Annotated in this window: 32 protein-coding genes; 3 read left to right on the top strand and 29 right to left on the bottom strand. The window is 56.3% G+C overall.

The genetic code is table 11. The features are described from left to right. Positions 1 to 124: 124 nt before the first annotated feature. The 14 genes from QPM17_RS00500 to QPM17_RS00440 all read right to left on the bottom strand — a co-directional run bounded on the left by QPM17_RS00500 (position 125) and on the right by QPM17_RS00440 (position 10249). Positions 125 to 256 carry a hypothetical protein gene (locus tag QPM17_RS00500; protein ID WP_285387829.1) on the bottom strand — a complete coding sequence of 44 codons (132 nt, stop codon included), beginning with the start codon at positions 254 to 256 and terminating at the stop codon, positions 125 to 127. Positions 257 to 339: 83 nt separating this feature from the next. Next, positions 340 to 582, bottom strand: a complete 243-nt coding sequence (locus QPM17_RS00495; RefSeq protein WP_285387827.1) for a hypothetical protein — start codon at positions 580 to 582, stop codon at positions 340 to 342. Further along, positions 572 to 832, bottom strand: a complete 261-nt coding sequence (locus QPM17_RS00490; protein WP_285387825.1) for a hypothetical protein — start codon at positions 830 to 832, stop codon at positions 572 to 574. Before QPM17_RS00490 ends, QPM17_RS00495 begins: the two co-directional genes overlap by 11 nt. A 70-nt stretch (positions 833 to 902) precedes the next feature. Continuing rightward, positions 903 to 1064 carry a hypothetical protein gene (locus tag QPM17_RS00485; RefSeq protein ID WP_285387824.1) on the bottom strand — a complete coding sequence of 54 codons (162 nt, stop codon included), beginning with the start codon at positions 1062 to 1064 and terminating at the stop codon, positions 903 to 905. 196 nt (positions 1065 to 1260) lie between these two features. Next, complete coding sequence (locus tag QPM17_RS00480) at positions 1261 to 1476, bottom strand: hypothetical protein (RefSeq protein WP_285387823.1); 216 nt, start codon at positions 1474 to 1476, stop codon at positions 1261 to 1263. Then, the gene (locus tag QPM17_RS00475; protein ID WP_285387822.1) at positions 1473 to 2279 is read right to left on the bottom strand and encodes a hypothetical protein; all 807 of its coding nucleotides are present in this window, start codon (positions 2277 to 2279) and stop codon (positions 1473 to 1475) included. Before QPM17_RS00475 ends, QPM17_RS00480 begins: the two co-directional genes overlap by 4 nt. A gap of 34 nt (positions 2280 to 2313) precedes the next feature. Beyond that, positions 2314 to 3969 carry a hypothetical protein gene (locus QPM17_RS00470; RefSeq protein ID WP_285387820.1) on the bottom strand — a complete coding sequence of 552 codons (1656 nt, stop codon included), beginning with the start codon at positions 3967 to 3969 and terminating at the stop codon, positions 2314 to 2316. Between the two features lie 9 nt (positions 3970 to 3978). Further along, positions 3979 to 5361, bottom strand: a complete 1383-nt coding sequence (locus QPM17_RS00465) for a hypothetical protein (RefSeq protein WP_285387819.1) — start codon at positions 5359 to 5361, stop codon at positions 3979 to 3981. Then, entirely contained in the window at positions 5358 to 5720 is a 363-nt protein-coding gene (locus tag QPM17_RS00460) for a hypothetical protein (protein ID WP_285387818.1), read from the bottom strand. Before QPM17_RS00460 ends, QPM17_RS00465 begins: the two co-directional genes overlap by 4 nt. A 430-nt stretch (positions 5721 to 6150) precedes the next feature. Further along, positions 6151 to 7974 carry an AAA family ATPase gene (locus QPM17_RS00455; RefSeq protein WP_285387816.1) on the bottom strand — a complete coding sequence of 608 codons (1824 nt, stop codon included), beginning with the start codon at positions 7972 to 7974 and terminating at the stop codon, positions 6151 to 6153. Then, positions 7964 to 8179, bottom strand: a complete 216-nt coding sequence (locus QPM17_RS00450; protein ID WP_285387814.1) for a hypothetical protein — start codon at positions 8177 to 8179, stop codon at positions 7964 to 7966. The genes QPM17_RS00455 and QPM17_RS00450 overlap by 11 nt, the downstream gene beginning before the upstream one ends. After that, positions 8176 to 8352: a helix-turn-helix transcriptional regulator gene (locus QPM17_RS23750; RefSeq protein ID WP_422732702.1), complete on the bottom strand. Its 177-nt coding sequence runs from the start codon at positions 8350 to 8352 to the stop codon at positions 8176 to 8178. Before QPM17_RS23750 ends, QPM17_RS00450 begins: the two co-directional genes overlap by 4 nt. Positions 8353 to 8447: 95 nt before the next feature. Then, positions 8448 to 8960: a hypothetical protein gene (locus QPM17_RS00445; protein WP_285387813.1), complete on the bottom strand. Its 513-nt coding sequence runs from the start codon at positions 8958 to 8960 to the stop codon at positions 8448 to 8450. Next, positions 8957 to 10249 (bottom strand): tyrosine-type recombinase/integrase, encoded by a 1293-nt coding sequence (locus QPM17_RS00440; protein ID WP_285387812.1) that lies wholly within the window; start codon positions 10247 to 10249, stop codon positions 8957 to 8959. Before QPM17_RS00440 ends, QPM17_RS00445 begins: the two co-directional genes overlap by 4 nt. A 290-nt stretch (positions 10250 to 10539) precedes the next feature. On the opposite strand from QPM17_RS00440, the gene QPM17_RS00435 reads away from it, so the two are divergent. Continuing rightward, entirely contained in the window at positions 10540 to 10740 is a 201-nt protein-coding gene (locus tag QPM17_RS00435) for a hypothetical protein (RefSeq protein WP_285387811.1), read from the top strand. 18 nt (positions 10741 to 10758) lie between these two features. On the opposite strand, the gene hemH is transcribed toward QPM17_RS00435, so the two are convergent. From hemH to QPM17_RS00415, 4 genes are all read right to left on the bottom strand, one after another. Further along, positions 10759 to 11868, bottom strand: coding sequence for a ferrochelatase (hemH, locus tag QPM17_RS00430; RefSeq protein ID WP_285387810.1), 1110 nt, complete (start codon positions 11866 to 11868; stop codon positions 10759 to 10761). Between the two features lie 45 nt (positions 11869 to 11913). Next, complete coding sequence (locus tag QPM17_RS00425) at positions 11914 to 12345, bottom strand: protein tyrosine phosphatase family protein (RefSeq protein ID WP_285387808.1); 432 nt, start codon at positions 12343 to 12345, stop codon at positions 11914 to 11916. Positions 12346 to 12428: 83 nt separating this feature from the next. After that, entirely contained in the window at positions 12429 to 12854 is a 426-nt protein-coding gene (locus QPM17_RS00420; RefSeq protein ID WP_285387806.1) for a YeeE/YedE family protein, read from the bottom strand. 3 nt (positions 12855 to 12857) lie between these two features. Continuing rightward, positions 12858 to 13298 (bottom strand): YeeE/YedE family protein, encoded by a 441-nt coding sequence (locus QPM17_RS00415; RefSeq protein ID WP_285387805.1) that lies wholly within the window; start codon positions 13296 to 13298, stop codon positions 12858 to 12860. Positions 13299 to 13687: 389 nt separating this feature from the next. Here QPM17_RS00415 and QPM17_RS00410 point away from each other — a divergent pair, with 389 nt between their 5' ends. Next, positions 13688 to 14107, top strand: coding sequence for a phasin family protein (locus tag QPM17_RS00410; RefSeq protein ID WP_285387804.1), 420 nt, complete (start codon positions 13688 to 13690; stop codon positions 14105 to 14107). A gap of 23 nt (positions 14108 to 14130) precedes the next feature. On the opposite strand, the gene QPM17_RS00405 is transcribed toward QPM17_RS00410, so the two are convergent. The 10 genes from QPM17_RS00405 to QPM17_RS00360 form a co-directional block, all read right to left on the bottom strand. Further along, positions 14131 to 14760 (bottom strand): TetR/AcrR family transcriptional regulator, encoded by a 630-nt coding sequence (locus QPM17_RS00405; protein WP_285387803.1) that lies wholly within the window; start codon positions 14758 to 14760, stop codon positions 14131 to 14133. Between the two features lie 18 nt (positions 14761 to 14778). Beyond that, positions 14779 to 15591: an exodeoxyribonuclease III gene (gene xthA / locus QPM17_RS00400; RefSeq protein WP_285387802.1), complete on the bottom strand. Its 813-nt coding sequence runs from the start codon at positions 15589 to 15591 to the stop codon at positions 14779 to 14781. Between the two features lie 88 nt (positions 15592 to 15679). Beyond that, positions 15680 to 16417 (bottom strand): hypothetical protein, encoded by a 738-nt coding sequence (locus QPM17_RS00395; protein ID WP_285387801.1) that lies wholly within the window; start codon positions 16415 to 16417, stop codon positions 15680 to 15682. After that, positions 16414 to 16935: a DUF2878 domain-containing protein gene (locus QPM17_RS00390; RefSeq protein WP_285387800.1), complete on the bottom strand. Its 522-nt coding sequence runs from the start codon at positions 16933 to 16935 to the stop codon at positions 16414 to 16416. Before QPM17_RS00390 ends, QPM17_RS00395 begins: the two co-directional genes overlap by 4 nt. Further along, positions 16932 to 18203 carry an SAM-dependent methyltransferase gene (locus QPM17_RS00385; RefSeq protein WP_285387798.1) on the bottom strand — a complete coding sequence of 424 codons (1272 nt, stop codon included), beginning with the start codon at positions 18201 to 18203 and terminating at the stop codon, positions 16932 to 16934. Before QPM17_RS00385 ends, QPM17_RS00390 begins: the two co-directional genes overlap by 4 nt. Continuing rightward, positions 18191 to 19114 carry a DUF1365 domain-containing protein gene (locus tag QPM17_RS00380; protein WP_285387794.1) on the bottom strand — a complete coding sequence of 308 codons (924 nt, stop codon included), beginning with the start codon at positions 19112 to 19114 and terminating at the stop codon, positions 18191 to 18193. Before QPM17_RS00380 ends, QPM17_RS00385 begins: the two co-directional genes overlap by 13 nt. 2 nt (positions 19115 to 19116) lie before the next feature. After that, positions 19117 to 20382 (bottom strand): NAD(P)/FAD-dependent oxidoreductase, encoded by a 1266-nt coding sequence (locus tag QPM17_RS00375; protein WP_285387793.1) that lies wholly within the window; start codon positions 20380 to 20382, stop codon positions 19117 to 19119. Continuing rightward, positions 20379 to 21179, bottom strand: a complete 801-nt coding sequence (locus tag QPM17_RS00370; protein WP_285387790.1) for an SDR family NAD(P)-dependent oxidoreductase — start codon at positions 21177 to 21179, stop codon at positions 20379 to 20381. Before QPM17_RS00370 ends, QPM17_RS00375 begins: the two co-directional genes overlap by 4 nt. Further along, positions 21176 to 21643 (bottom strand): nuclear transport factor 2 family protein, encoded by a 468-nt coding sequence (locus QPM17_RS00365; protein ID WP_285387789.1) that lies wholly within the window; start codon positions 21641 to 21643, stop codon positions 21176 to 21178. The genes QPM17_RS00370 and QPM17_RS00365 overlap by 4 nt, the downstream gene beginning before the upstream one ends. Next, complete coding sequence (locus QPM17_RS00360; RefSeq protein ID WP_285387787.1) at positions 21640 to 22596, bottom strand: acyl-CoA desaturase; 957 nt, start codon at positions 22594 to 22596, stop codon at positions 21640 to 21642. The genes QPM17_RS00365 and QPM17_RS00360 overlap by 4 nt, the downstream gene beginning before the upstream one ends. 72 nt (positions 22597 to 22668) lie before the next feature. On the opposite strand from QPM17_RS00360, the gene QPM17_RS00355 reads away from it, so the two are divergent. Continuing rightward, positions 22669 to 23694, top strand: coding sequence for an NAD(P)/FAD-dependent oxidoreductase (locus tag QPM17_RS00355; RefSeq protein WP_285387786.1), 1026 nt, complete (start codon positions 22669 to 22671; stop codon positions 23692 to 23694). On the opposite strand, the gene QPM17_RS00350 is transcribed toward QPM17_RS00355, so the two are convergent. Next, positions 23691 to 25157, bottom strand: coding sequence for an HD domain-containing protein (locus QPM17_RS00350; RefSeq protein ID WP_285387785.1), 1467 nt, complete (start codon positions 25155 to 25157; stop codon positions 23691 to 23693). The genes QPM17_RS00355 and QPM17_RS00350 overlap by 4 nt on opposite strands. Positions 25158 to 25251 lie beyond the last annotated feature (94 nt).

Raw genomic sequence — 25251 nt, 5'->3', positions numbered from 1 at the left:
CTTACATATCAAGTACTTACCGCACTAAAAATAATTTACCTTTCTTCCTACCTATCATTAAATAAATGGTGGTTTTACGGCGTGCAAAAGAAAGCCCCAGCGGTTAGGCCAGGGCTTGAGGTGGTTACTTTACTGCGTGGATTCTGTCGCGCGGCTCAGAGTAGTAGAAGGCTTTGCCCACTGGATTGCCGTTAATGTCGTCAATTAACCAGGCTTCAGTGTCGGGCATTTCGCCCTCGTCCATACTGTCGGCCATATCTCGGAGTATCCGCGCCATTTCTGGCGCCAAAGTCTCGCGCCTGAACGCTGGCTGGTTGTCTAACCGTAGAATGAGAAAGCTCATTGCTTGGCCTCCAGTTTTGCTTGCTTAATGATCTCCTCTACTTCCTCTGTGCCAAGCATTACGGCTTCCACGTTCTGCTCTATGGCCCATAAGTAGCTGGCAAGGGTGCTGTCTGGGATGATGTCGGTTTGTCCACGCTCTGCATTTTCAAGGTACATTTGTATCATCAGAAGCATGGCTTTCATTTGCGTAGTGCTGCGGGTGATACGGTCCAGCCCGATCTCGGCATCAATGTTCATTGTGCACCCCCATTTTCTCGGCTTTGATCTCCATCCACTCCATCCACTCGCAAACGTCCATCAGTTTGCTGCGCGCTTCCTTGGCCAGTGCTGCGCCAACTATTTGGGTTTGACACGAATCATGCTCGTTATAGAGCCCATCCTGGAATGGATTAAGCAACAGCTCGATATCCATTAAGAGTTGCCGATGCTCCAGAACCTCGGCTGCGTTGAAGGTATAATCTCTCGGTGTGGTATCATCTTTTTGCATGTCGGCTTTCTCCTAACAGTGGTTGCCGATGTGTCGCCTCGGGTCTGTTACCGCAGATCCGGGGCATCTTTTACGCCTTGTGGCGATCCGTGTATTCCTGAAGTGCCTCCCTTATCAGGTCAGCAAGGCGCACATCCTCACCCGTTTTCATTCGCCTCTGCTTTGCCAGCTCATCCAGCTTCTGCCGTGTCTCGGCTTCTATACGGGCACTGATATGTACCAATTCAGGCATACTGCTTTCCTTTGGTGTGTTCGCGTAATACAAGAACACATTAGGCCACCTCTACCGGTGCGTCAAGCTGATTCCGGGATTATTTTAGGGCGGGGCTCATCCTTGAGCTGTTGAGATAGGAAACTGCGAGGATTAAGCCGGCTTACCAGGCCGGGCGGGGATCGTTGGAGCAGGGCGGATTTCCACCACTGCCCGCTTATGCTTCATACATCACCATTTCGCCACCATAGAGCGCGGCCATCCGGGAGGCGCGGTTCTCCAGGTGTTCCCGCGTCTCATGATGTTTGCAGTAAAGGGTGGCCATCACCTCACCACGGCGCACAATTTCAGCCCGCAAAGGGCGGCGTAGCGGCTCGCAATTGAACAGGTTGTCCAGGGGCTGATACAGCGCCGCCTTTTCTATGGCCTTCATAGGTTCGCCAATACATCGTTAAACCGCGTTGAGGCTTCCTGTGCCTTCTTTGTCTGCGGTTCGTGCTTGTTGGCCGTGAAGGTTTTGCTAATGTAATCCGAGGCTGTGCGGTAAGCGTCATGCACTCGGCTGGCTGATTCGCGCATCTCTTTCAGCATCTTGTAAGCCGGTGCTGCATTCAGTTGCATGTACCGCTCCCGAAGGTGGAACTTCTGCTCATTGCTCATGCCGGAGAGAAACGGGGGCGCATGAAGCACGGCAGCCAATACGGCTACATCCTTGCCCATGAGAGCCTCCTGAATGGCTATCTGGCGGTCGCCCTCCTTCATGCCCATCAGCCGGTTACGGATCTCTGTGGCATAACGCCCTTCCTCTGAGAGTCCAAGCCGTTCAAGAATGTGCTCCTCTGCCTTTTCGGCGCCCATGAAAAACTCATTGAACACGGCGTCACGCTTGGCCTCGATCTGGCGGGCAGCCTTCTCGGCCTGCTTGTTCACCTGCTCCTGGTGGGCGGCCTCAGTCATTCGGGGGTCGCGTGTTTTGGATAGGTGTTCCAGTGAATCAATGGCCTCTGATACCGAGTTGTGAGCAATGCCGGCTTTGGTGAAGAACGGTTCAGCGGGGAACTGTCGAGTAGCGCCCGCATGCCAGGCGCGGCCAGCATGAAGAATGTCCGGGCGGCCAGGGTTTCGGCTATCTGGCTGGACTGGCTGACTTCCGCCCAATTGAGGCGAGTTGAAGCCCTTGCCCTGTGATTCCTGGGACTTCTGTTGCAGGTCTTGATGGTCGGTTGTTAATACCATGATCGTTTACCTTTCGTTGGTTGGCTGTGTTGCATTAAGTGCGGCGTCCGGTGGCTCTGGCCATCGGTCCACCTCTGTTGATGGCCTCAAGTACGCCTTGCTGCGACATTGCCTTGAGAGCGGGAAGGGACTTCATAATCTCCGCCTTTACAGTGCCGGCTACGCCAGCGCTTATCTGGAATACCTGGGTTACTTCGATCTTTCCTGAGTCGCCACCCATGCGACTGTTCGGGGTGACGTTGCCCCCTTGATTGCCCATTGTGAGAAGTTCGGGCCCTCGCTCTCCGACAAGGTAGGTTTCACCCGGTCGCGTCTGGCCACCTAAAGCCCTTCCGCTAATCGAAGCCAGTTCGCCCACTGTCTGAGCGGCTATGATCCCGGCTGACGCATAACCCATTGCGCGGATGGTTTGGGCATAGCCGGCACCAGCAACGGGGCCTAAGCCCATCGGAGGCGGGGCCAATGCAGTGGTTGCGGCTGCCTCCGTGTTCATGACGGTCTGAGCACCTAACAGGACTTGTTGCGCCAGAAAGGCCGCTTTATAGGCGGCGGATTGTTTGCCCTGGGAATCCTCGATAATGCTCGCCAGGCTGGTGGCAGTGGTGGCGGCTGTGCTCAGTACTTGCTGGTTCATGGTCCTGCGGACGTTGAGCCTTGCCTGTTCTTCCTTCTGCACAATCTCGGTAATCGTTTCCTCTCCGCGCCTCTGAGCCTCGATACGCTGCAAAAGGGGGTCATCTGCCTCTGTGATCTTGGTTGAGGCGAGCATTGCCTTACGGGCTGCCTCCTGGCGCTCATAGACGGAGATCTGTTCAAGGGCTACTTCAATGGCTCGCTTGTCGGCTTCAGTGGCTCCCAAGCGTTCGGCCTCATACAGTGCCAGCTCTTTACGGGACAGCCCGATGGTTTCCGCTTGCCGCTCCAGGGCAGATATCAGCGTATTCAAGTCATCCTTCTGTTCTTTGGCCGCACTGCTGGCCGATTCCATGCCGTTAATCAGTTCATCCAGTTGCTGCGAGGCTCTATCACCAGACTGGAACAGGTAATCAATTTCGGCATTCAGCTTGTTGATTTCTGCCCGCGCCTCATCCGGGTTACTGAGTCCTGCGGTGGTTTGCGTTCCGTCGATGCCGGCATTGTTGAAGGCTTGAATCTCGTCCCGTAAATCGCTGATCCGGTCCCGGTACTCCGTGATCTTTTCCATCCGGCCCTGGTTCTCTGCAAAGAACTCTACCTTTACCTGGCGGATCTGGGCGTCTGTCAGGTCGTCTACTGAGTCCCTGAGATCAAGGATTCTCTCCCGGAGGGATTCGGTGCTTTCCTCGCCGTCCATCATGCTGCGGACAAATACGCCACCAATGGCAGAACCAACGGCGATAAGGGCACCGATAACCGCACCACCTGGGCCAAAGATCCCGGCAAGCTGTGAGCCCTGCTGACCGAATGCCTGCATGAAGCTGGTACCGGAGGCGAGCTGTACGGCCATGTCCTGCACCTGAAAGCCCACTTGCTGGGTAGCGCCTTTCATAAGCCGGAAGGATCGGGAGGTTTGGGTGGTGGCCCTGGCCAGGTTCTTAGTCTGGACTTCAGCCTTTCCGCCCCCTTTGGTCAGTCTGGTGAGATCCTCGGCAGCCCTTACGGTGCCATCGGTGTCTACTCTAATAAGTAGTGACGTTACTTCGGTTGGCATGGTGTGCTCCTAATACATAATCTTGAGTTCGATTGACGTTGCACACCTTTCTCTCTGAGCTGCATGAACAGCAGCCCCGGCCACGGCGTTAGCCAGGTCATCGTGTGCGCCAGGCGCGTGGTCAATGCTGTCTCGGCCACCTCGGGTAGTGCGCCTTTCCAGTCCGTTCAGTTCGTTAATCAGTTGTGGAGTGTTGGGAATCTCGATGCGTCCGCTGTTAATGAGCGGGAGCAGGTCCTGGTAAAGCCCGGATTTAGGCTTCTCAGAGCGGTAATACTGGATTCCCCGTTTCTTGAATTGCTCCTTTGGCCATTCCCCGGCGTAGTTATCGCCCCGCACTGACCGGATGCGGTATTCCTTTAGGATGTCGGCAAACTCCTGTACTACATGCTCAGGGCTGAAGGGCGGTTTCACGGCTCTGGCCAGGTCAACGACGACCTCCCGGCCTTCCATGTGAACAATGCAAAGCGTGAAGCTGTCCACGGCGCCGCCAGAGGGGTCTACGAAGGCTGAGTAATGCTGTTGAGTGGAGTAGGGCAGCTCGGGATGACCAATGCGTACACAAGCCTCCAGGGCCTCCAGCGATACGAAGGTTTCAATGTCTGTCCTGAACTGCGCGTCATACTCGGCAGCCGCTGCAATCGGGTCTTCTGCGCGGGCTTGGATCACCACGGCTGGGTTCAGTGACGGGTTCATTTCCAGTGTCGGGGCCTGGGCAACGAGAATCCGGCCTTCCTTGCCAAAGTAACGGCGGTAGTTGTTCCACAGTACGCCTCGGCGGGCATACGGGGAGGAGAGTGCAATCAGCTTGCCCCCCAGAGTGGTCAGGGAAGGGCGCACAGCGTTGATGATCTCGATATCTGGGTTGGCGCCTTCACTGTGCCAGAACGCTATCTCATCCATGATAACGGCGGCCACGGTGTAGCCTCGGGTGGAGCGGTGGCTGGCGGTCATCACCTCAATGGAACAGCGGTTGCTCAGTTCGATGGACTCCACACCATCACGCACAACCAGCCGGGAAAGCATGGGGTTCTCTATCAGCAGCCCCCGGATATAGCGCATTACCGTGCGGGCCTGCTTACGGTCGGCAGCAATCACCATGATGGTGGCCACTTCTCCCGGTGCCAGGTGCTTGCGGTGGTCGTTGAATACAGCCTCATAGACAGCCAGGAAGGCCGCAATGTTGGACTTGCCACCACGGCGCCCGACAGCCAGCCAAAGCTCTTCAGCGGGCTCAGAGAGGGGCTCACGGTGGGTCAGGGCATGGAAGGCGTCACGGTCTACCGGCTCACCATAGAAGCCGCCTATCAGTGTGCGCCAGTTGCTCCAGGTGGGACTACCGAACACATCACCGAACAGGTTGGGATCGCTCAACGCCTCCAGTGCCTTCATGCATTCCCCTTAGCCTTGGACTCCAAGTATTCATGTAGCTCGGGAACGTCTCGGGCTGTGCGCTGAAGCCCCAGCTTGCTCAGGATGCCTTGCAGGGAGTTGGCGGCCTGGGTCCACTTGCCTATGTCGAACTCCTCACCGGATGCCAGGGCCTGCTCCTGCTGTGCCAGCCAGTACTCCAGCCATAGACTGCGCTCCACTAGAGAGCGTTGGGCATAGCTGAGCCGGCTGACTCCACCTAGATCATTGGTGAACGCCTCATACCGCTGGCGCATAACCTGGGCGATGCCGGTGCGCCCATCCAGTTCGGTAAGCCAGCCTTGTGCAAACTTCTGGGGAGGTTCCTGCAATCTGCTCATGTTCACCCTGCAATCTGCGTGTAAGTGTGCTGTTTATGATAGGTAGTATGACAGGTAGAAATGATGATGTGAAGCAAGTCACTGTATGGTATGGGCTGTTGTCGGTGGGGATAACCGCCAACTAACGTTATTCCGGGGGTAGGGGCCTGTGAAATGGAGTTTCGCAAGCCCACCTTGAACCTGTCTTCATTCCTTCCCCTAACCAAGTGTGTCTCGGCATGGTTGCCGCACCTTGGGGGCGGGCAATTAGCCCGATCCCCCTTTAGGGGGTGCCCGTTGCCCGTTGCCCGGCCTACTGCCACAAGGGGTTTCAGGGAGTGGCGGGCAAAACGCAAAAGTGCCCGTTGCCCTCTGGGTTGCCTTGTCCTGCAAGGGATTAGGGCGGGTAGGCGGGCAAATGCCCAAACCTGCCCGCTTGCCCGTTGCCCGCTCATGCTGCCCGCTCAGTCTGGTTGATCTCGGGCACTCCGATATTCTCCTGCCCATCAAACCGCTTCATGCGTACCAGCAAGCCCTCCTCTATGGCGCGGGTAATGGTGTTCCTGACTTTCTTCTGCCCGGCTTTCAGGATATTGGTGGAGCCTCCGTATTCATCCTCTATGCGGCGTTTGGCCATTGGGCCTTTCTTCTCGATAAGCTCGGAGATCCGGCGCACCAGCTCCTGGTATTCCACCTCAGATTTACGGGCCCGCTTTTCTTCCTTCTCCGGCTTCAGGTCTGATATGGACAATATCCCGCCTGCCCGGCGCTCAAGCCATGCACCTTCCCAAGGTGGCCCGTAGTTGTTCTTTGGCGTCCTGAACCTGACATAACGTCCAGCGTCATCGGGGTCGATTCCATAGCTCTCGGCATCGTCGGCTCTCATGGTCGAAAGCAGTCCTACCCATCGGGCGCCATCCACCAAACCAGATGCACCTCTAACGGCTTCCTGTCCGCTCTGTGAGTCCCTTATCCCGGCTTTGCTGACATGGTGGGGTAGTAGAACAGTGGCGCCGGTTTCGCGGCGTATGGCCTCGGCAGACTCAATTAGGCGGGTTCCGTCTGAGTTGTCGTTGGGGTCGCCTCCGTCAAACCGTGACAGTGGGTCCAGGACAATCAGCACGCAGTCACTGATCTGGTTCGCTGCGCCAATGATGGACTGAGCCAGGGCGGTGCGGCGTGTCTCTCGATCAATCTTTGCCGTCAGCCGGTTGTCATCGCCTACACGGTCGAATATGAAAAGGCGCTTCTTGATAAGGTCCAGGTAGGGGCGGAATGCTGCCTGGTCGGCTGGGTCTACCATTTCCGCGTAATGGCTTATAACGGCAGCCAGGCGGCGGTGTACCTCCTCCCTGTCATCCTCTGCGCTGAGTATCAACACCGATCCCTGGGTTTCTATGGCGTGTTCCAACCATTCCAGCCCTGTGCAGATGCTTACTGCAAGCTGAAGCGTTGCCATGCTCTTACCAGTGCCACCGGCTGCCGCCAGTATCCCGACAATCCAGAGTGGAAGCCTATCCCTTACAAGCCACTCCCTAGCCGGCGGTGAGGAGTCCAGCAAGTCCATGACGGATGCGCGGCTTAGATCAAAGGGCCCCACCTCGGGCGCTCTCAGTCCTTCCTGGTATTCCGCAAGAACGCCATCTGATCCCGATTGCTGGTAGAGGTCGCTCCAGTCTTTGGCGGTTTGGGGGTGGCTGTACTTGAGCCCCGATTCCTTGCCAGCCCTGATACCGGATTCATCGTTATCGACAGCAGCAACCAGCCTTATGTGTGGATGCTTTTCAGAGATCACCGCTGCAATGCTCTTAATACTTCCATCACCAACGCCACAAGCAACGGGGAGCATCAGGGCCTCATGGAGACGGCAGCCTTCTGCCAGGCCGTTACAGATAATCAGGCGTTCCAGGCTGTCGAGGCTTGAAAAGCCGATAGGGGTGAAGGTGCCCGATACGACTGATCCCTTGCTGACAAACTTATCATTCGGCTTGTCATCGGGGCGGAAGGTTATTTTCTCGGGGAGGATCCGCTCTGAGCCTGCCGGCTGTCCTTCAGAATCAAACAGAGGGCGGAAAAGGGCAGGGCCTTGAAAGGGGCCTATGGTGGTGTTCTCTATGTAGCATCCAAGCGCTGAAAGCTGGGATTCACTGAGCTCTTTGCGGATAACGTAAGGGTGGTCTGAAATATGTGATTCATGCGATACTTCAGGTGGTTGGTACTGCTCTACGCCCTCGGTCAGTTGCTCGCTGCCGGGGGCTTTCCTTTCATTTACCATTCGCTGCCCTCCCGTCCAGGTACTGTTTTAACTCAGGCTCCCGAACACATTTGCAGCCGTTTACCAGCTCTATGGTCAGCTTTTCTTTGAGGATCGCATCAACGATTTCGTGAGCAGGTACGCCAGTAAGTTTGTGGATATTGGAGAGAGCGAAAAGCCTTTCGCCATTACTGCGGGTGAACACGCCAGGGGGCTCGTACGTCATGCCGACACCTCCAGGCGGTTTTCCCAATCTTCGATCTCAGACAGACGCCAGCGTGTGCTATTGGCAGCGATTTTAACGGGGGATGGTAAGCGACTCTCTTTTACCCAACGCCATATGGTTGCGCGGGAAACAGAGTAACGCTCGGATAGTTCTTTGTCGGTCAGGTATCTCACGGGTTGTGCCTCCAACTAATGCGTTAAGACACACCCAATTATTCGCATATGGAGCGGTAAAGCAGGTAGCTACGTGCAACACAAACCCGTTTGTATTAAATGTTTGGCCAATCGGTGATTTTTTTCCGAAGGGCACGGATGAGGTTTTCTAAACTCTCCTGACTGATACCAAAATGCTCGCAAGTCTCGTCTATCACTTGTCTTCCGTCTGCCTCTAACCCGGTCTGAATATCAATTGGTTCCTGGTTCTTGTTAAAGGCCATTGACTCTACGCCAGGCTTCAAAAAATCGGGCTGTTCGGATCCAACTAGAGCGTCAAACTTAATAGTGTTCAACAGTCCCAATATTGTGGAGACAGTTCCAGCAACCTTCATTCGTTCCCTCGCGGGTATTTTCAGTTTTGCGGCTGCTTTTTTGTTGGGTTTGCGGCTTCCCTCGATGATCTGAGCAATAACACCACGCAGTTCATCAGGTATTTCTTTGCCTTCTCTAATGAGATCCGCCAGTGGTTGGGTATCATTGAAGTCGTATGAGTCTATCGCGCAAACCCATTCCCATGCATCGTTCATAGAAGCAGGGATTACATCGAAGTTTCTGACGCGTCTCATTCTCTACCCCCGATAGCCACCACATTGGATTGCTCCCGCTTTTGGTGCCCTTCCTTACAGAACTTCTCCCAATCCGCCATCAATAACCGGCGCTTGTCTATCAGCTCTGAGCGGGCGTAGGCGGCGCGGGTGGCGTCACTGTTGATATGGGCCAGGGCCAGCTCTGAAACCTCGTCAGCGTAGGCTGTATATTCTCGTGCCCAATCCTTGAAGGTGGAGCGGAAGCCGTGCGCGGTAACCGGCTGATCCATGCGCTTGAGCAAGGCAGAGAGGAAGTTATTGGACGGAATATCACCTTTCGGGCCGGGGAAAACCAGTTGATCCGGTGCGCCTTCGCCCATGCCCTTGAGCAGATCCACGGCGGCATCAGTGAGCGGTACGCGGTGCAGCTTGCCTGACTTCATGCGGTCGGCGGGCACTGTCCAAACCTTCCGTTTAAGGTCGATTTCCTGCCAGGTAATGCCGGCCTTGCCTATGCGCTTATCACCGATTACCTCATTGGTGCGGCTGGCGGTCAGGATCAGGAACTCGAGGGCCTTTGCAGCGGTGCCTGTGCGCTTCCGCAGCGACTTCATAAACTCCGGTACGGCATCCACTGACAGGGCAGCATGGTGGCCTTTGTTCTTGATCTTCTCCGGGGAGGGGTAAACCTCATCAAGATAGCCTGACCACTTGGCCGGGTTCTCGTTGGAGCGGTAGCCGTGAACAGCACACCATCCCAGAATGTTCTCCATACGGGCCCTGACACGGTTGGCGGTTTCCGTCTTCTCCTCCCAGATCGGATCAAGCACGGCTTTAATATGGGGTAGCTCGATTTCTCCCACTGGTACATTACCGATATGGGGTACAGCGTAGGTTGTGAGACTGTTGGTCCACTGCTTTTCCTGGCGTGGATTCCGGAACTCTTTGGACTTCATCCGGATGTATTCGGCCATAGCCTGGGCAAAGGTCATTGTGCTGAGCTGTGCGGCGATCATGGAGCGCCTGGCGGCCTTTCGTTCTTCTACCGGGTCAATGCCCTCGGCAATCTTGTCTTTAACCTCCTGGGCTTTCCTGCGGGCTTCAGCAAGCGATACATCAGGAAAGGGGCCAAGGCCAATATTGCGGCGCTTTGTGCCTATAACGGTTCGGAGAATCCAGGACTTTGCCCCGGTAGGCGTTACCGAAAGCAGCAGGCCAGACACGCCACCGACAGGATGCAGGCCGTTGTACTCTTTGCCATCCTTGCTGACGGAATGGGAGAGCCGGCGAACCTCTGTTGCACTGAGTTCCTTCACTTTCTTGGGCATGGCTACCTTCCTTCCTACCTATCATAAACCGTATTATTGGACTATACGGCATGCGACGGGGGCTTACAAGAGATTGAGGCAGGGCAAGGGGTTACAGAAAGGAAGGCTAGAAAAAGATAGGTATTTCAGGTGCTTATGGTCGCTTTGGGCGGTCTGGCCCACCGCCACTTTCTCCTGTTCCGTCTGATTCCCCGACATCTTTCCCCAAACTCCTCCAGCAATCCGGGTTGGTTCCCACGCTATTCGTCCCCATAATAGGCCTGTATCGTTCCATTGCAGGGGAGCCCATCATGCAAGATCGAGAAAACGACCAGAAAACCCCGGACGTTCGCCATGACCGTAAGTTCTCGGTGTCCGCCAACCGTGGTGGGGCGAGTCACAAGGTGCGCTATGTGGAAGCTGGGGGAGCTGCAGTGGATACGGAGGAGTGCGCGTTCTGCCAGTCAGTACCGGACCTTTCCGAGAGCCCCGCAAAGAACAGGACTCCCTGACGGAAAGCCGGTTTCCGGTCACAGATCCCGACCGGGATACTGAGCCTGCTTCTGCTCTTCCGCAAGCCTCAGCCGTGCGGCCAGCTCTTCCGGTTCGTTGGTCGGCACGTTCCAGCCCTGCAGGTTGTCTTCGATCAGCTGTGTGAGGGCAGCGATATGGCCCGGAGTCGCGTTGAGCGCCGGAATGTAGCTGAACTCTCCACCGCCTGCCTCAATAAAGTATTCCCGGTTTTCTTCATCGATTTCCTCAACCGTTTCCAGGCAATCCGAGGAGAAACCGGGGCAGAATACATCGATTGATTTCACGCCTTTCCCTGGCAGCGATTTCAGGGTCTCGTCCGTGTATGGCTGCAACCACTCCTCCCGGCCGAAACGGGACTGGAAGGTAGTCATGTACTCATCTTTCGTCAGACCAAGGCGTTCCGCCAGCAGCCGCGAGGTCTTGTGGCACTCGCAGTGGTAGGGGTCGCCCTTTTTAAGGTATTTCAGTGGCACCCCATGGTAGGAAAGAATCAGCTTTTCATTGCGCCCATGCTCGTTCCAGTGTGCCTGGATGTGGTTGGCCATGGCTTCAATGTAGGGTGGATAATCCGGGTAATGGGAAACAAACCGGAGGTCCGGAATCCAGCGCCGACGGGTAAAGTCATGTGCGATGGCATCAAATGTGGATGCGGAGGTGGAAGCCGAGTATTGCGGGTAAAGTGGCAATACCAGTAACTGACGGACTCCCTGGGACTGCATTTCATCCAGAACCTTTGAAACGCTCGGGTTGCCATAGCGCATGGCGAAACCAACCACGATATTATTGCCGTACCTGGCCTGGAGCTTGCGGCGAATGCCTTCTGCCTGTTTGGCGGTGTGGGTCAGCAGAGGGGAGCCCTCGGGCTGCCAGACGCTGGCGTACGCCCTGGCAGACCGACTGGGCCGGATCCGCAGGATTATGCCGTGCAGGATCAGCCACCAGATCGGGCGGGGCACTTCCACCACGCGGGGGTCCCAGAGGAACTCCCCGAGGTAGCGGCGCAGGGCCGATGATGTTGGTGCGTCCGGTGTGCCCAGATTGGTGACCAGTACCCCAGTCTTTTCCGGATGGTCATGGCGAAAGTTGGCGGTACCCTTGTACTGCATGGTGCTGGATCCTGGTAGCTGGTTGTATCCGGGTGGAAAGACGGCTCAGGAGTTCTTATTTGCCTGTTCGGCCATTCTCGGTGCCAGGCCGCCGATGTCATAGCCGGCATTGCGGGCCTTTGTCACGATGTCCTGGGCCGGTTCGGAACGAGCCGAACTCAGAGCCCAGAGAACCGTGCAGCGTGTTCCTGAGCGACAGAAAGCCAATACGGGCTTTTCCGCCTCGCGGATCATTGTATCAAACCGGTCCACGTCGTTATCCAGAATATTGCCGGATTCAACTGGCATATAAACCCATTCCATGCCATTTTCGCGGGCTGCGGCTTCGATGTCGGCCATGGCAGGCTGGCCGGCTTCTTCGGCATCCGGACGGTTGGCCACCAATGTTTTGAAGCCCAGTCTTGCCGCCTCGGCAATGTCACTTACCGACAGCTGTGGAGCTACGGCAATGGTTTCGTCAATACGCCTGATATCCATACAAGAACCTCTAACCAGTCATGAAACGCCAATGCATGATGCCACAGCGGACCCTTGCTGTCAGAGCCCGCTGAGGAGTTGCCTCAATTCGCAACCCTGTTTTTCTCGATCACCTCGAACAGGCCCATTCCGGCAACCATTGCCACCACAAATACCAGGGCGCCCGTTTCCCCGGCGCCCAGCGCCACAAGCCCAGGCCCCGGGCAGAAACCGGCCAGTCCCCAGCCAGCCCCAAACAGCAGGCTGCCGACCAGAAGTCGCCTGTCCGGCCGGTCACTGCCTGGCAAGCGCATGTTGAAACCCAGAAAAGAGACTGTCCGTTGCTTTGCCACGGCAAAAGCAAAAAGACCTACAAGAATGGCGCCGCCCATGACGAAGGCAAGCGAAGGGTCCCATTGCCCGGCGATATCGAGGAATCCGAGCACCTTTTCGGGGTTGGCCATACCGCTGACAAGCAGACCCAGCCCGAACAGGAGGCCGGCTCCAAATGAAGCAAGATTGAATTTCATGGATCAGGCTCCCGTAATCAGGTGGCGAACGATATAAACGGTAATAAAACCGGTAGCCATGAAGGCCAGGGTTGCTATCAAAGAGCGTGCAGACAGTCGTGACAGGCCGCATACGCCGTGACCACTGGTGCAGCCGGAGCCATAGCGCGTGCCGATGCCCACCAACAGGCCGGATACCACCAGGACCGGATAGCTGGCCTTGATCTCTATAGGGGGCAGGTCGGTGGTCAGCGCCCAGAGCAGGGGGGCAGCCAGCATGCCTGCCAAAAACGCGACACGCCACAGCACATCGCGCTTCTGGGGAACCAGCAATCCTCCCAGAATGCCGCTGATGCCGGCGATTCGCCCGTTAAGCAATATGAATGCTGCTGCGGACAAGCCAATAATGATTCCGCCCACCAATGCGGACCATGGGGTGAAATTCTCCCACGCAATTTCAATCATGCAGTGAAGCCTCCGAAAAGATAGAACTATAGATATTCGTTTAGGGAATAACTATATATCTATTTCGAAGCATAAAAAAGCCCGGCACTGGTGGCCGGGCAGAGGCGTGCGAGTAGTATCCATGAAAGACTTCCAGACAAACCGGCATCAGCAGGGACACCGGTACAGTCAAGTATTGACCATATTTTGAACACTTCAAGCCAGGGGTGCGAATCATTTGATCACATTTTTTCATATTGAAAGTGTGCTTATACTAAAGCCCGTCACAGTGAGGGTTTCAGGGCGACCAGTCTATTGGTAGACGGGTGGATTGTCGGTTTCAGACTGAAATTCGGGGCCCACTGTAATACAATCAGGGTCTAGAGAAGTCCTATCTTCCGAGGTTTTGCATGTCTGACGAAAAAGAGAACAAGCCGGAAAACGACGAACAGCTGGCGGGCAAGGTAAAGGGGTCTGCAAGACAGATCTGGCTTGCAGGGCTGGGCGCCTATACCAAGGCTGAAGAGGATGCCGGCCGTTTCTTCGAACGCCTGGTACAGGAAGGTGAGCAGTTGGAAAGCAAGACCCGTGGCGTTGTCGAGAAGCAGCTTCGCTCCGTGGAGGATCGTGTGGGCGATGTACGGGACAGGGCAACAGGCACCTGGGACAGGCTTGAAAACCTGTTTGATGAGCGGGTATCCGGTGCATTGCGCCGTCTGGGTATCCACCGGCGCGAAGAGATTGAAGCCATGGAACGCCGAATCCAGGCTCTGGAAGCTGAACTGAACCGGCTACGGGAAGAAACCGAAGACCGCTCCGAAGAGGAATGACTCGGCAGCGCACTCACTGCCGTTCATAGATAGTCCCGGCTCATCAGGTATATCTGTTCCTTTTCTTCAGCCTTCAGGTAAGGCAATAACAGGTACATCATCTGGTAGACGCCACGACCGGGGTCCATGGACTCCCGGTCATCCAGATGGGACAGGCTGTCGAAACTGCTCCAGTAACAGGCTGTCAGGGTGAGCTGCTCACACAGCGCGTCCAGCTCCCCGTCGGTGATATCCATGATGCCCTGGTGCCGGAAACTCTCACATATGGTCCGGAACCCCCTGGTTTTCTTCTTGAGGATGCGGCGAAAGCGGGCCTGTAGCTGTTCGTACCGCGACAGCACGTTAACCAGGTCCTGATAGAGAAACCGGTAGCGGGCGACAGTTTCAAACAGCAGGTGCAGGAAGAAACTCTGCTGATCTAGGCTTATTTCGGCGTCTTCCGGAACGGCCAGCAGGTCATGCATCTCATGCTCATAGCTGGCAAACAGCTCTCCGACAATGTCGCCCTTGCTCTTGAAGTGGTAATAGAGATTGCCCGGGCTGATGTCCAGTTCGTCGGAGATCAACAGGGTAGTAACGTTAGGCTCGCCGATGCTGTTGAACAGCATCAGACTGGCCTCGAGAATGCGGTCGCGGGTTTTAATTTTTTTCATATCGCGGCCCGGGCGGGGTCAGATGTCGAAGCTGGCCCACACCGGACAATGGTCCGATGGCCGCTCCATGGCGCGAATGTCGTAGCTGACCCCTGCTTCCTTTGCTTTCGGAAGCAGGTCATCACTGGCCATGATCAGATCAATCCGCAGGCCCCTGCGCGGATCCCGCTCGAATCCTCTGCTGCGATAGTCAAACCAGCTGAAGGTGTCGGCCTCTTGCGGATGCAGGTGGCGGAATACGTCGGTAAACCCACGGCTTTCCACCTGTCCCAGCCATTCCCGTTCTTCCGGGAGAAAGCTGCACTTGCCGGTGCGTAGCCAGCGTTTGGCATTGTCGGCGCCAATACCGATATCCAGGTCAGTGGGAGAGATGTTCATGTCTCCCATCAGCACGATCTCTTTGTTTGTGGCCTTGAGCTCGTCCAGGTAGCGCATCAGGTCCGCGTAGAACTTTTCCTTGGCCGGAAACTTGATGGGGTGGTCGCGGTTTTCACCCTGGGGGAAATAGCCGTTAATCACCACGAGCTTGCGGCCGTTCACCGAAAAGTGGCCGGTAATCAACCGGCGCTGGGAGTCTTCGCCGTCCCACGGGTAACCTTTCTGAACACTGTCGGGCTCCTGCCGGGAGAGCAGGGCAACACCGTAATGGGTTTTCTGGCCATGGAAGTGAACGTGGTAGCCCAGCTCGCGGATGGCGTCCTCCGGAAAATCCGCATCGGAAACCTTGGTTTCCTGCAGGCCAATGACATCCGGGTTGAGGTCCTTGATGACGGCCTCAAGCTGATGTAGCCGGGTGCGGATACTGTTGACGTTGAAGGAGACAAACATCATCGGCGGAAACTCTCTGTTGTGGCTGTGTCTGGAAATGGCAAGTCTACCATACCCGGCCCCGGTGTCCGCGTTGGCAGCAAGGACGGTTTCAGCGGGTCAGTTCACAATCCGGAGCAGTTTCGAGGGTGTAGCGGATGTGGGCGGTGTAATTGGCATCCCTGTCCTTTCGAATATTGGTGAGACCAAGGTAATCCGTCAGCATCCCATCCGCGTTATAACCCAGCAGAATCGGGTCTACCAGAAAGCCCAGAATGGTTCCGGAAGGCTTGATCCGAAATGTGAACGCGGCATTGATCCGGTCATCCCTGGCGGGTTCCAGTTCGAACTCGTACGCTTTGCCGCGTGTGGGGGCCAGAAATTCGAACTCCACGCTTTCACCGGTGGTCACGGCAGACCAGTGCTGCCGAACCAGATGGTCAAATCCGGCATCGGCTACCAGGGAGTCTGTCACTTCTACCGTGTAGGTTTCTGTGTCGTCACCTGGTGTCTGCCACTGGATCCGCAGCTCTTTGCCATCCCGGTTTGTGATTTCCATAACCTCGTTGAAATCCGGCTGCCGGAAGTTCACGTTCGGGCGCAGAAGCGAGTCACCGTAGGAGAGCTTCTTTTGCGCAAACTGGTCATCTCCGTCACCCCGAACGTAGGTGACCGTCTGCGCATTGGGCCGGAACAGACCGTCTGAACATTCTCCTTCGACCAGGTGATGCTCCTCGTAGATAGCCCTGTCACCCTTGAGGGGAGCCGCCGTGCCGGAAAATCGCAGTTCTGCGCCCGACGCTGTCAACACAGGGGCAAAGCAGGCGATCACAAGGGCAGTTGTCTTCATCGGGCCAGCTCCGGATACAGGTACTTGCGAAGGTAGAGAAGGGCCGGGAACACCACCAGCCAGCCACCAGCCAGTGCTATCAGTGACATCGTGGGGTCCGGCAGATCCACCGCTCCAAGCTTGCTGGCGGACCAGTACGCGAAGGGGCCGGCGATGGGTGCGCACACAAACGGCAACCAGGGTCTGCTGCTGATCCAGGACAGTGAATGGGAAAGGGTGGTCATGAATATGGCCCATATACCCACCAGCCAGACCGGTGTCAGCTCAACACCGCCGGTACCGTCGTCCAGAATGCCAGTCTGGAACCAGACACCATCCAGGACGCCGCCAAGGACCGTACCGGCGCCAATAAACTGCAGTTCTGCTAGCCGGTGCCTGCTGATGAATGCAATATGAAACCCCAGCAGAAGCAACACGAAGCCAACCGCAGCCAGGCCCGGAAACAGGACGCAGGCGAACCATCCGGCCTGAAACAGTACGAAGTTGACGGTGTTGCGAATGGTGTCTGACTGGATCATACGCTCAGGATGTTCTCGCGTTTATTGCCCGGCTTGGCAAACAGGATCTGCGACACGCCAATGGCCCGTTCGCTGAACCCTGCCTCGCAGTAGGCAAAGTAGAAGTGCCAGAGCCTGCGAAAGGCTTCGTCATACCCCAGCTTTTCAAGCCTGTCCCGGTTGGCCATAAACCGATCACACCAGTCGTGCAGGGTACGGGCGTAATGGAATCCGATATCTTCAGCGTGGGTCATCACCAGGTCGGATCCGGTTCGCACGGAACCCAGGATAGCTCCGAACGAAGGGATGAAACTGCCCGGGAATATAAAACGCTGGATGAAATCAACGTTCTTCAACGCACGGCTGTAGCGTTGTTCCGGCATGTTGATGGCCTGAATCAGTGCCAGTCCGTCTGGTTTCAGCAGATGGCTGATCTGGTTAAAGTAGCTGTCCAGAAACTGGGGACCGACGGCTTCGATCATCTCGATGGATACCAGTTTGTCGAACTGGCCTTCCAGATCCCTGTAATCATCGAACAGCAGGGTTATGCGATCCTCGAGTCCTTCAGCTTTCACCCTGGCTTTCGCGAGTTCGAGCTGTTCGGAGGAAATCGTGGTGGTCGTCACATGGCACCCGTAATGCTTTGCTGCGTGTACTGCGAAGCCGCCCCAGCCGGTGCCAATTTCCATAACCCGGTCTCCGGGCTGCAGATCAAGTTTGCGGCATATGGTATCCAGCTTGTGAACCGCCGCTTCCTCAAGAGTCGCCTCAGCGCCCGGATAGATGGCTGATGAGTACATCATGGTAGGGTCGAGAAAGGTCTCGAACAGGTCGTTGCCCAGGTCATAGTGGGCGCTGATGTTCTTGCGGGAACCTTCTTTGGTGTTGCGGTTCAGCCAGTGCAATCCTTTCAGTGCCGGTTTGGTGATCCAGCTGAATCTGTCCTCGAATTTGTTCATCCGGTCCACGTTGCGGGTGAAGAAACGCAACAGCGCTACCAGGTCCGGCGTTGACCAGTCACCGGCTACATAGGATTCGGCGGCACCGATGCTGCCGCCGGTGAGCAGATCCTTCCAGGTGCTGCTGTCATGGATAACCAGTTCCGCGGGTTCAAAGCGGGTATCGCCATCACCGAAGTTCAGGGTCTGCTGGCCAGCCTCGCGAATGGTCAGGGAACCGTCTTCCAGTAGCGACAACTGCTGGCAAACCAGGTGTCGTGCGACGCGGCTGCTCAGTGGGACCTGCTTGTCCGCAACTGTGGATTCGAGTGAGGTATTCAGGTTCTCCATGAGCTTACCTTTCCGGTTGTCTTTGTTCGGTCACTGGCCTCGGTAATATCGAGGCCTGAATCTTCGCGTCCCAGCCGGTAGGCCGGGTCACTCTCAGGAAGCTTGTCCGGGTGGGTGAAAAAGGGCACGCCCTTGAGTTTCAGCTTCAGAGCATGCCAGTAGATGCCACCCACCACCTTCAATGCTTCGATGGGAAACTGCCGGAGGCTTCTGTGAAGTTCTTTACGATCCAGGGGGGTGCGTCGGACCACAAGAGTGGCATCAAAATGTTTGCGTTCGTCCTGAAATACATTCATGTGTATACGTACTTCAGGTCCCCGGAAGCTGAAGGTCCACTGGTAGTGCTGGTCCATGGGGTTGAACGGTGACACATGAAAACGCTTGTCGAACCCGAAGCGCTCGGTGCGCCAACCGGCAGAGGTTGGCTCCGTACCGGCGCTTTCAAGGCAATAGACGTGGCGGTCTTTCCAGGGTGTATTGGTAATCTGGGCCAGAATAACTCTCGGTACAGCGCCTTTGTCGGGGCGGTCACCGGCGTTGTAGCAGAAGTAGAAGCTGACCGGGTTGAACACATAGCCGAAATAACGGGGGTGGGTAATCAGCTCCACCGCGCCGTCCGGCTTCCAGCCTGTAGCGGTCTGGACCTGGTTCATAACGGCCTGCAGCAGGTTGTCTTTCTCGGGATGGAAGTAGTCCTGGCGCCGCAGGGAAAGCCAGTTGAACTTCTCCAGCGAGAACAGGGGGCTGATCCGGGTAATTGAATGCCACTCACGCAGATCCAGTGCCAGCATGCCTGTGCTGTAACTGAACTCGTGGCGCACGGGGGTCATTCGACGATGCCGGATGGTGCCCTCCAGCCACTGGCTGTGAAGGCGACTGTCAACAAGGTTGTCGTGCACGGCGGCGTTCATGGCTACAACTCCACACCAAGGGCCCGGGTGACCCGCAGCGCACTGCACACGCCGTCTTCGTGGAATCCGTTGAACCAGTAGGCACCGCAGAAATGACTGCGGTTGTGGCCGCCGATTTCGTCATAGCGTTTCTGGGCAGCGACCGCCTCCAGGGTAAACACCGGATGGGCGTAGTCGAAGCGCTTGATGACGCGGCCGGGGTCAATGTCGGCGCTGCGGTTGAGGGTGACGCAGAAGGTTTCCGGTGCATCGTGGAAATTCTGCAGAATGTTCATGTTGTAGGTAACCGAAACCGGCTCGGTACTGTGCTGTGGAATAAAGTAGTTCCAGGCCGCCCAGGCCCGCCGGTTGGAGGGCAGTACCGAACTGTCGGTATGCAGCACAACGTCATTGCGCTGATAGGTGATGGCACCCAGGACCTCCAGTTCGGTGGCTGTTGGATCTTTGATCATTTCCAGTGCCTGATCGCTGTGGCAGGCAAACACCACCTGGTCAAACTCATGCTGTTCGTCGTTCACGGTCACCACGACTCTATCCTGCTGGCGCATCACGGAGGAGACCGGACTGTTCAGGTGAGTGTGGTTCTGCAGTCGCCCCATCATGGCGTCCACATAACGGGCAGAACCGCCGGAAATCACCCGCCAGGTGGGCCTGTCGTCCACGGATAGCATGCCGTGATTGTTGAAAAACTGCAGGAAGAACCGGATCGGAAACTGTTCCAGCGTTATTTCCGGCGCAGACCAGATCGCGGCTCCCATGGGCACAATGTAATACTTGCGGAAATAACGGGAATAGCCGTTCCGGTTAAGGTACTCCCCAAGGCTTTCTTCATCCCCGATATTGCCGGCTGCCAGGTCTGCACGGGTTTCCTTGTTGAATCTCAGAATCTCGCGGATCATTCTCAGGAATGGCAGGTTGAGCAGGTTGGTCCGTTGCGCAAACAGTGTATTGAGGCTGGTACCATTGTATTGCAGGCCGGATGAGTGGCAGTCAACGCTGAAACTCATGTCGCTGACTTCGGACTCCACACCCAACCGGTCCATCAGTTTGATGAAGTTGGGATAGGTCCAGTCATTGAAGACAATGAAACCGGTGTTTACCGGCCAATCCCGGCCGCCGGCCGTGACCGATTCCGTATTGGTGTGGCCGCCGGCATAACTGCCAGCCTCGAACAGTTCGACATCGTACTTTTCTGATAAAAGCCAGGCCGTTGTAAGCCCTGATACACCAGCGCCAATGACTGCAATACGTTGACGGTTGTTACTCATCCATTGGATTCCTGTTCTTTCCTGCTTTGCCGGCTCATGCTGGCTGCAATGCGATCAATGACGCCCTGGGGCAGTGCGCCGAGAAGTTTCAGTGTCCATGTGAAGCGTTTGGGAAAAGCGATTTCCATTCTGCCCTTGCGAAGCCCGGTCACGATTCGTGTCGCCGCATCTTCCGCGGAAACCAGGAAGGGCATGGGAAAATCATTGCGGTCGGTCAGCGGGGTTTTGACAAAGCCCGGTGACACCACAACCACATCGATTCCTTCGGATGCCAGGTCTGCCCTCAGGGCGTGGGCAAAATAGGTCAGCGCCGCCTTGGAAGCGCCGTAACCTTCCGCGCGCCCGAACGGAAACCACCAGGCCGAGGAGCTCACAATCACCAGGGTCGCCGGCCGCCCCTGCTGTGCTGTGCGACGAAGAGCGGGCAAGGCAATGTCCAGGCAGCGGGCGGTGCCAACCACATTGGTGGTTATGTTGTGGTCGATCACGCTACTGTCGTAATCCGCAATCTCCAGATACTCGCAGGCACCGGCATTCAGGATGGCCATGTCCAGGTTGCCGAAGGCCTCAAGGTCAGCACCTATGGCACTGAGGTCTTCCCGCCTGGTGGTATCGGCCCTGGCGGACTTCATCCGCTCCGGAGCCAGGGCACACAGTTGCTCAAGCGCCTCCTGTCTGCGGCCGGTGATCACCAGTCGATGGCCCTGTTGCATCAGTTCCCGGGTAACCGCTTCTCCGATGCCGGAACTGGCGCCGGTGATCCAGATATTGGACGTTATTTCAAGGCGTTGACTCATCCTGCGTGGTTCCTTATCCAGCGCACAATCCCACCCAGGATCGGGAGGTTTTCGTAAAGCAACTGGCCCGCGTCGAAATAATCCCTGTGGGAGACAACGCGACCACGACGAATCACAATCTGGCTTATGCCATCCACACTGACGACCTTGCCGCGGCGGATGCGCTTGTGCCGGAGATGCATGATCCAGGGAATGCAGACGTTTCCGCCATTGATCACCGCCTCACCAAACTCGAAGCTGCAGGAAATAACATTGGCGTAGGCGCTGGTGAAATAGTCCGTAAGCTCGTCGATTCCCTCGACACTGGAAAATGGGTCAGTAAATGCCACATTATCGCTGTAGACACTGCCCAGTTCAGTCATGTTCCCGGCGCTCAGATTGTTGAAGAGCTGCCTGAAGCGCCCCAGGGTCTCGTGCACCGACGAATTCCTGTTACCCATATCAATGATTGAAGCGGTACTCATGATCGGTTCTTCCTCATGGCGTCCAGTTGGCGGGTTTCTTCCTGAATATGCGCCGGAATCGGGTTCATGTCCCAGATGATTCCCAGGCGCTCAAGTAACCACAGTCCGTACCAGGTCATATCCACTTCGTACCAACGGAATCCCTGGCGCACGGATTGTGGCCAGCGATGGTGATTGTTATGCCAGCCTTCACCCATGGTAATCAGGGCCAGCCAGACGTTGTTCCTGCTGTCATCGTCGGTTTCGAACCGACGCTTGCCCCAGACATGGGACAGGGAATTGATGGAAACGGTGGCATGGAACAGCACGACCGTGGATATAAAGAATCCCCACACAAGCAGTTGCAGCCCGTTTGTGCCCAGCCCTGGCGCCCAGACCGCAAGAGCTTCGCCGAGCGCATAGATCCCAATAGCGGCAGCAGCAGGCACCAACGAGTCGAAACGGTTCAGGAAACGCAACTCCGGGAACTTCATCCAGTCTTTGACCCGGCGCTCATCCATCGCGAATCCGGCGTCACAGGTAAACCAGCCCACATGGGACCACCAGAATCCTCCCTGATGGGGGGAATGCAGATCCATTTCATCATCGGAATGCTGGTGATGGTGCCGGTGGTGAGCGGCCCACCATAGCGGGCCTCTCTGGGCAGCACTTGCACCCAGTGCGCCAAAGAGGAACTGTGCCACACGGCTGGTTTTGAAAGTTTTGTGGGCGAAATACCGGTGGTAGAAACCGGTGATGGCGAACATCCGCACGGCAAAGAACGCAGCAGCGAAAACCACTGCAACAGTGCTGGTGCCCGTTATGATAACCAGTAAACATGCCAGGTGCAGTGCTATAAAAGGCACTACTCTGACAAAATTGAAAGCTCTGGAGTCTGTGTCGAGGTGATCCGAACCCGCAGTGGAGTCGAACCATCTCAGAATGTTTGTCAGCCAGTTTTGCACTCGGGTCATACCCTGGTTGCCCTTTCGTTCGTGGTTTACGCTGATACGTTTCTTTAACCTGATCTGGATGCACCCTAAACGATGTTTAACCAAACCGATGAGATGCCTGTTATACGCCGGATAGCGATAGTTGGTTCAGGCTTGGCAGGTCTGACAGCTGCACATTTGCTCAAAGAGCAGAATCTCACCGTGACGGTGTTTGAAAAAAGCCGCGGCCCGGGCGGGCGAATGGCAACAAAACGTGTGCCGGGAGGCTCTGCCGACATTGGCGCCCAGTACTTTACAGCGAGGTCTCCAGCCTTTATCCGTTTTCTGAATCAACATGCAGGTGAGGCAAGCTTTGGGGTGTGGCAGGGCCGTTTCGGCTACCAGAACAGTGCCGGAGCATGGGAGTCTTTCCCGGATGAGAAACGGTATGTTGGTATTCCGAGAATGACCGCCGTAACCCGGGCGCTGTCTGAATCCGTGGATGTGCGGGTACAGACACGGATTGAACGCCTGGTTCCCAGCGGCCAGCAGGAGTGGACATTGCAGGACACGGACGGCGAAAACCACGGCCCCTTTGACGCTGTTATCGTGACCGCGCCACCCGCCCAGGCGCAGGATCTGTTCAGCAACAGTCAGTTACCGGGGCTTGCCGAGGAACTCCGGGAACCCGTTCGCCAGGTTCAGCCGTGCTGGGCAACCGCAGCCTATTTTCCGAAACCGTTGGAGCAGCCCTACGAAGGCATGCGCTGTAAGGACGATGTGCTTTACTGGATTGCCAATAACTCCAGCAAACCAGGCCGTGAAGACACGGGGCAGTGGTGGGTTCTCCATGCCAACCCTGAGTGGTCACGCCGGCATGAGAATTCGTCGCCGGGAGAGGTCGCCGAAGAAATGATCAGGGCCTTTCAGCGGGTTACCGGCAGTGATGCACAACCGGATGACAGGGTGCCCCATCGCTGGCTCTATGCAAAGTCCACAGCCACCGACACACCGGGGTTCTGCTGGTTTGATGACCACCGGATTGGCCTGGCGGGTGACTGGCTCAGTGGTGGCCGTGTGGAAGGTGCGTTCCTGAGCGCCAGCGGCCTTGCGGCGCGCATTCTTGCTGACGACACCTAGCCCGCGTTCAGCACCTCGGGCCGGACATAGAAGTGGTTGATGGTTCCGTCACTGAATTTGCTGAAAAACGCGCTGACATCGGTAATCTGTTTCAGGGATCGGGAGCGGTTGATGGGGTCCCGAACCAGGACCTTGATGCCATTGAAATTGTCCTGAATGTTTGAGAACCGGGCCCGCATGGAACAGGTCACCACCTGCTCCGGGTCCAGGTTCAGTTCCCGGGCCAACCATAGGCAGTGCTCGCTGATGCCCTGTGCCGTCAGGTCCTCCCGGGTATCCAGGTGGTCCAGTTTGATGCGGTCCACAATGCAGCGAGAGTAGCTGCGGGGCTTCCTGCGCGACACCTTGCGGAAGGCTTCCCAGAAAAAACTGTCGGTCAGCTCGGCGAAATACCGCATGTTGCTGAGGCAGGTGTCGACCCAGTCAAAAATCTCCGGGTCCTCCAACACCTCGTTGATGGCTTCCCTTAGCAACCAGTCAAAGCCCAGAGCGGTTTTGTGGGCGTAGACCTTGCGGTACATCTGGTGCCGGCTGTACACAAAGTCCTCCAGCGCCCCCAGGCCCTTCTGGGTGATTGCCAGTCCGAGCCAGGGCTCGCGCACGTCCCATCCAAAACGCAGGTTGCTGAGCAGGTGGTCAAGGTTGAATCCACCAATGGTCACGGAAGAGTGGAATCCATCCCGAAGCATGTAATCCGCGCGGTCAGCGTCGATCTCACCGGATACAATGGACGATAGCAGGTCCATCACCAGCCGCGGCGTGTCAGCTTCGCTGAGCACGCCGGATTCGGCGTCTTCACCGGCAATGAAGTTCCAGAAGGTACGGGCATGGCGGCAGAAGGCCTCACTGGGGCTGACATCCGTGGTTTCCATGATCCCGATGACGTCTTTCGGGTCCAGCCCGGCGGACTCCATGTCAATTGAGGCCAAAACTTCGTGCGCCACCCGCACGGAATAGTGCTCATGCTCAAGCTCGTCCGGCCGCTTGGAATGGTAGATTGAGTAATCAATTCCCTCCCAGAGATCATCAAACCGGTCCGGACGCGACATCAGATCGTGAATCCGCCGGGCCTGGGTGAACTGATGGGAGAAGCTCGAGTGCCCGCTGTCATGTAACAGGCAGCCAAGGCGTATGGTCTTGGCGAGGTAGTCGATGGCGTCCAACTGACTCAGGCTCAGATCAGTGTGATCGCTGAGCTGTCGTTCCCGCAGGTAGGCGTCGATCATCGAACGGAACATACGGGTGCCAACGTGCATCACGCCAATACTGTGCAGAAAGCGGGAGTGGGTTGCTCCGGGGAATACCAGGCTGAGGATATCGTTTTGGCAGATATTGCGCAGACGCTGGAACAAGGGGTGGTCAATAACCTTGATTTCATGCCGGTAAAGCGGAATGCCGCCGTGAACCGGGTCCATGATCAGCTTGTCATAGGCCCCGAGCAGATCATTTACGGCACTTCTCATTGATTACAACCTCCCAAAAACATCAAACATGTCTTGTTATATCACAGGGGCGTGCCAGAATAGATATCAGAAACCCATTTTCCCGTTTACCGAT

This window comes from Marinobacter azerbaijanicus, assembly GCF_030250645.1.
GTDB lineage: Bacteria > Pseudomonadota > Gammaproteobacteria > Pseudomonadales > Oleiphilaceae > Marinobacter > Marinobacter azerbaijanicus.
Note: the sequence above shows the minus strand (reverse complement) of the source record. Positions and strands in the feature narration are given on the sequence as shown.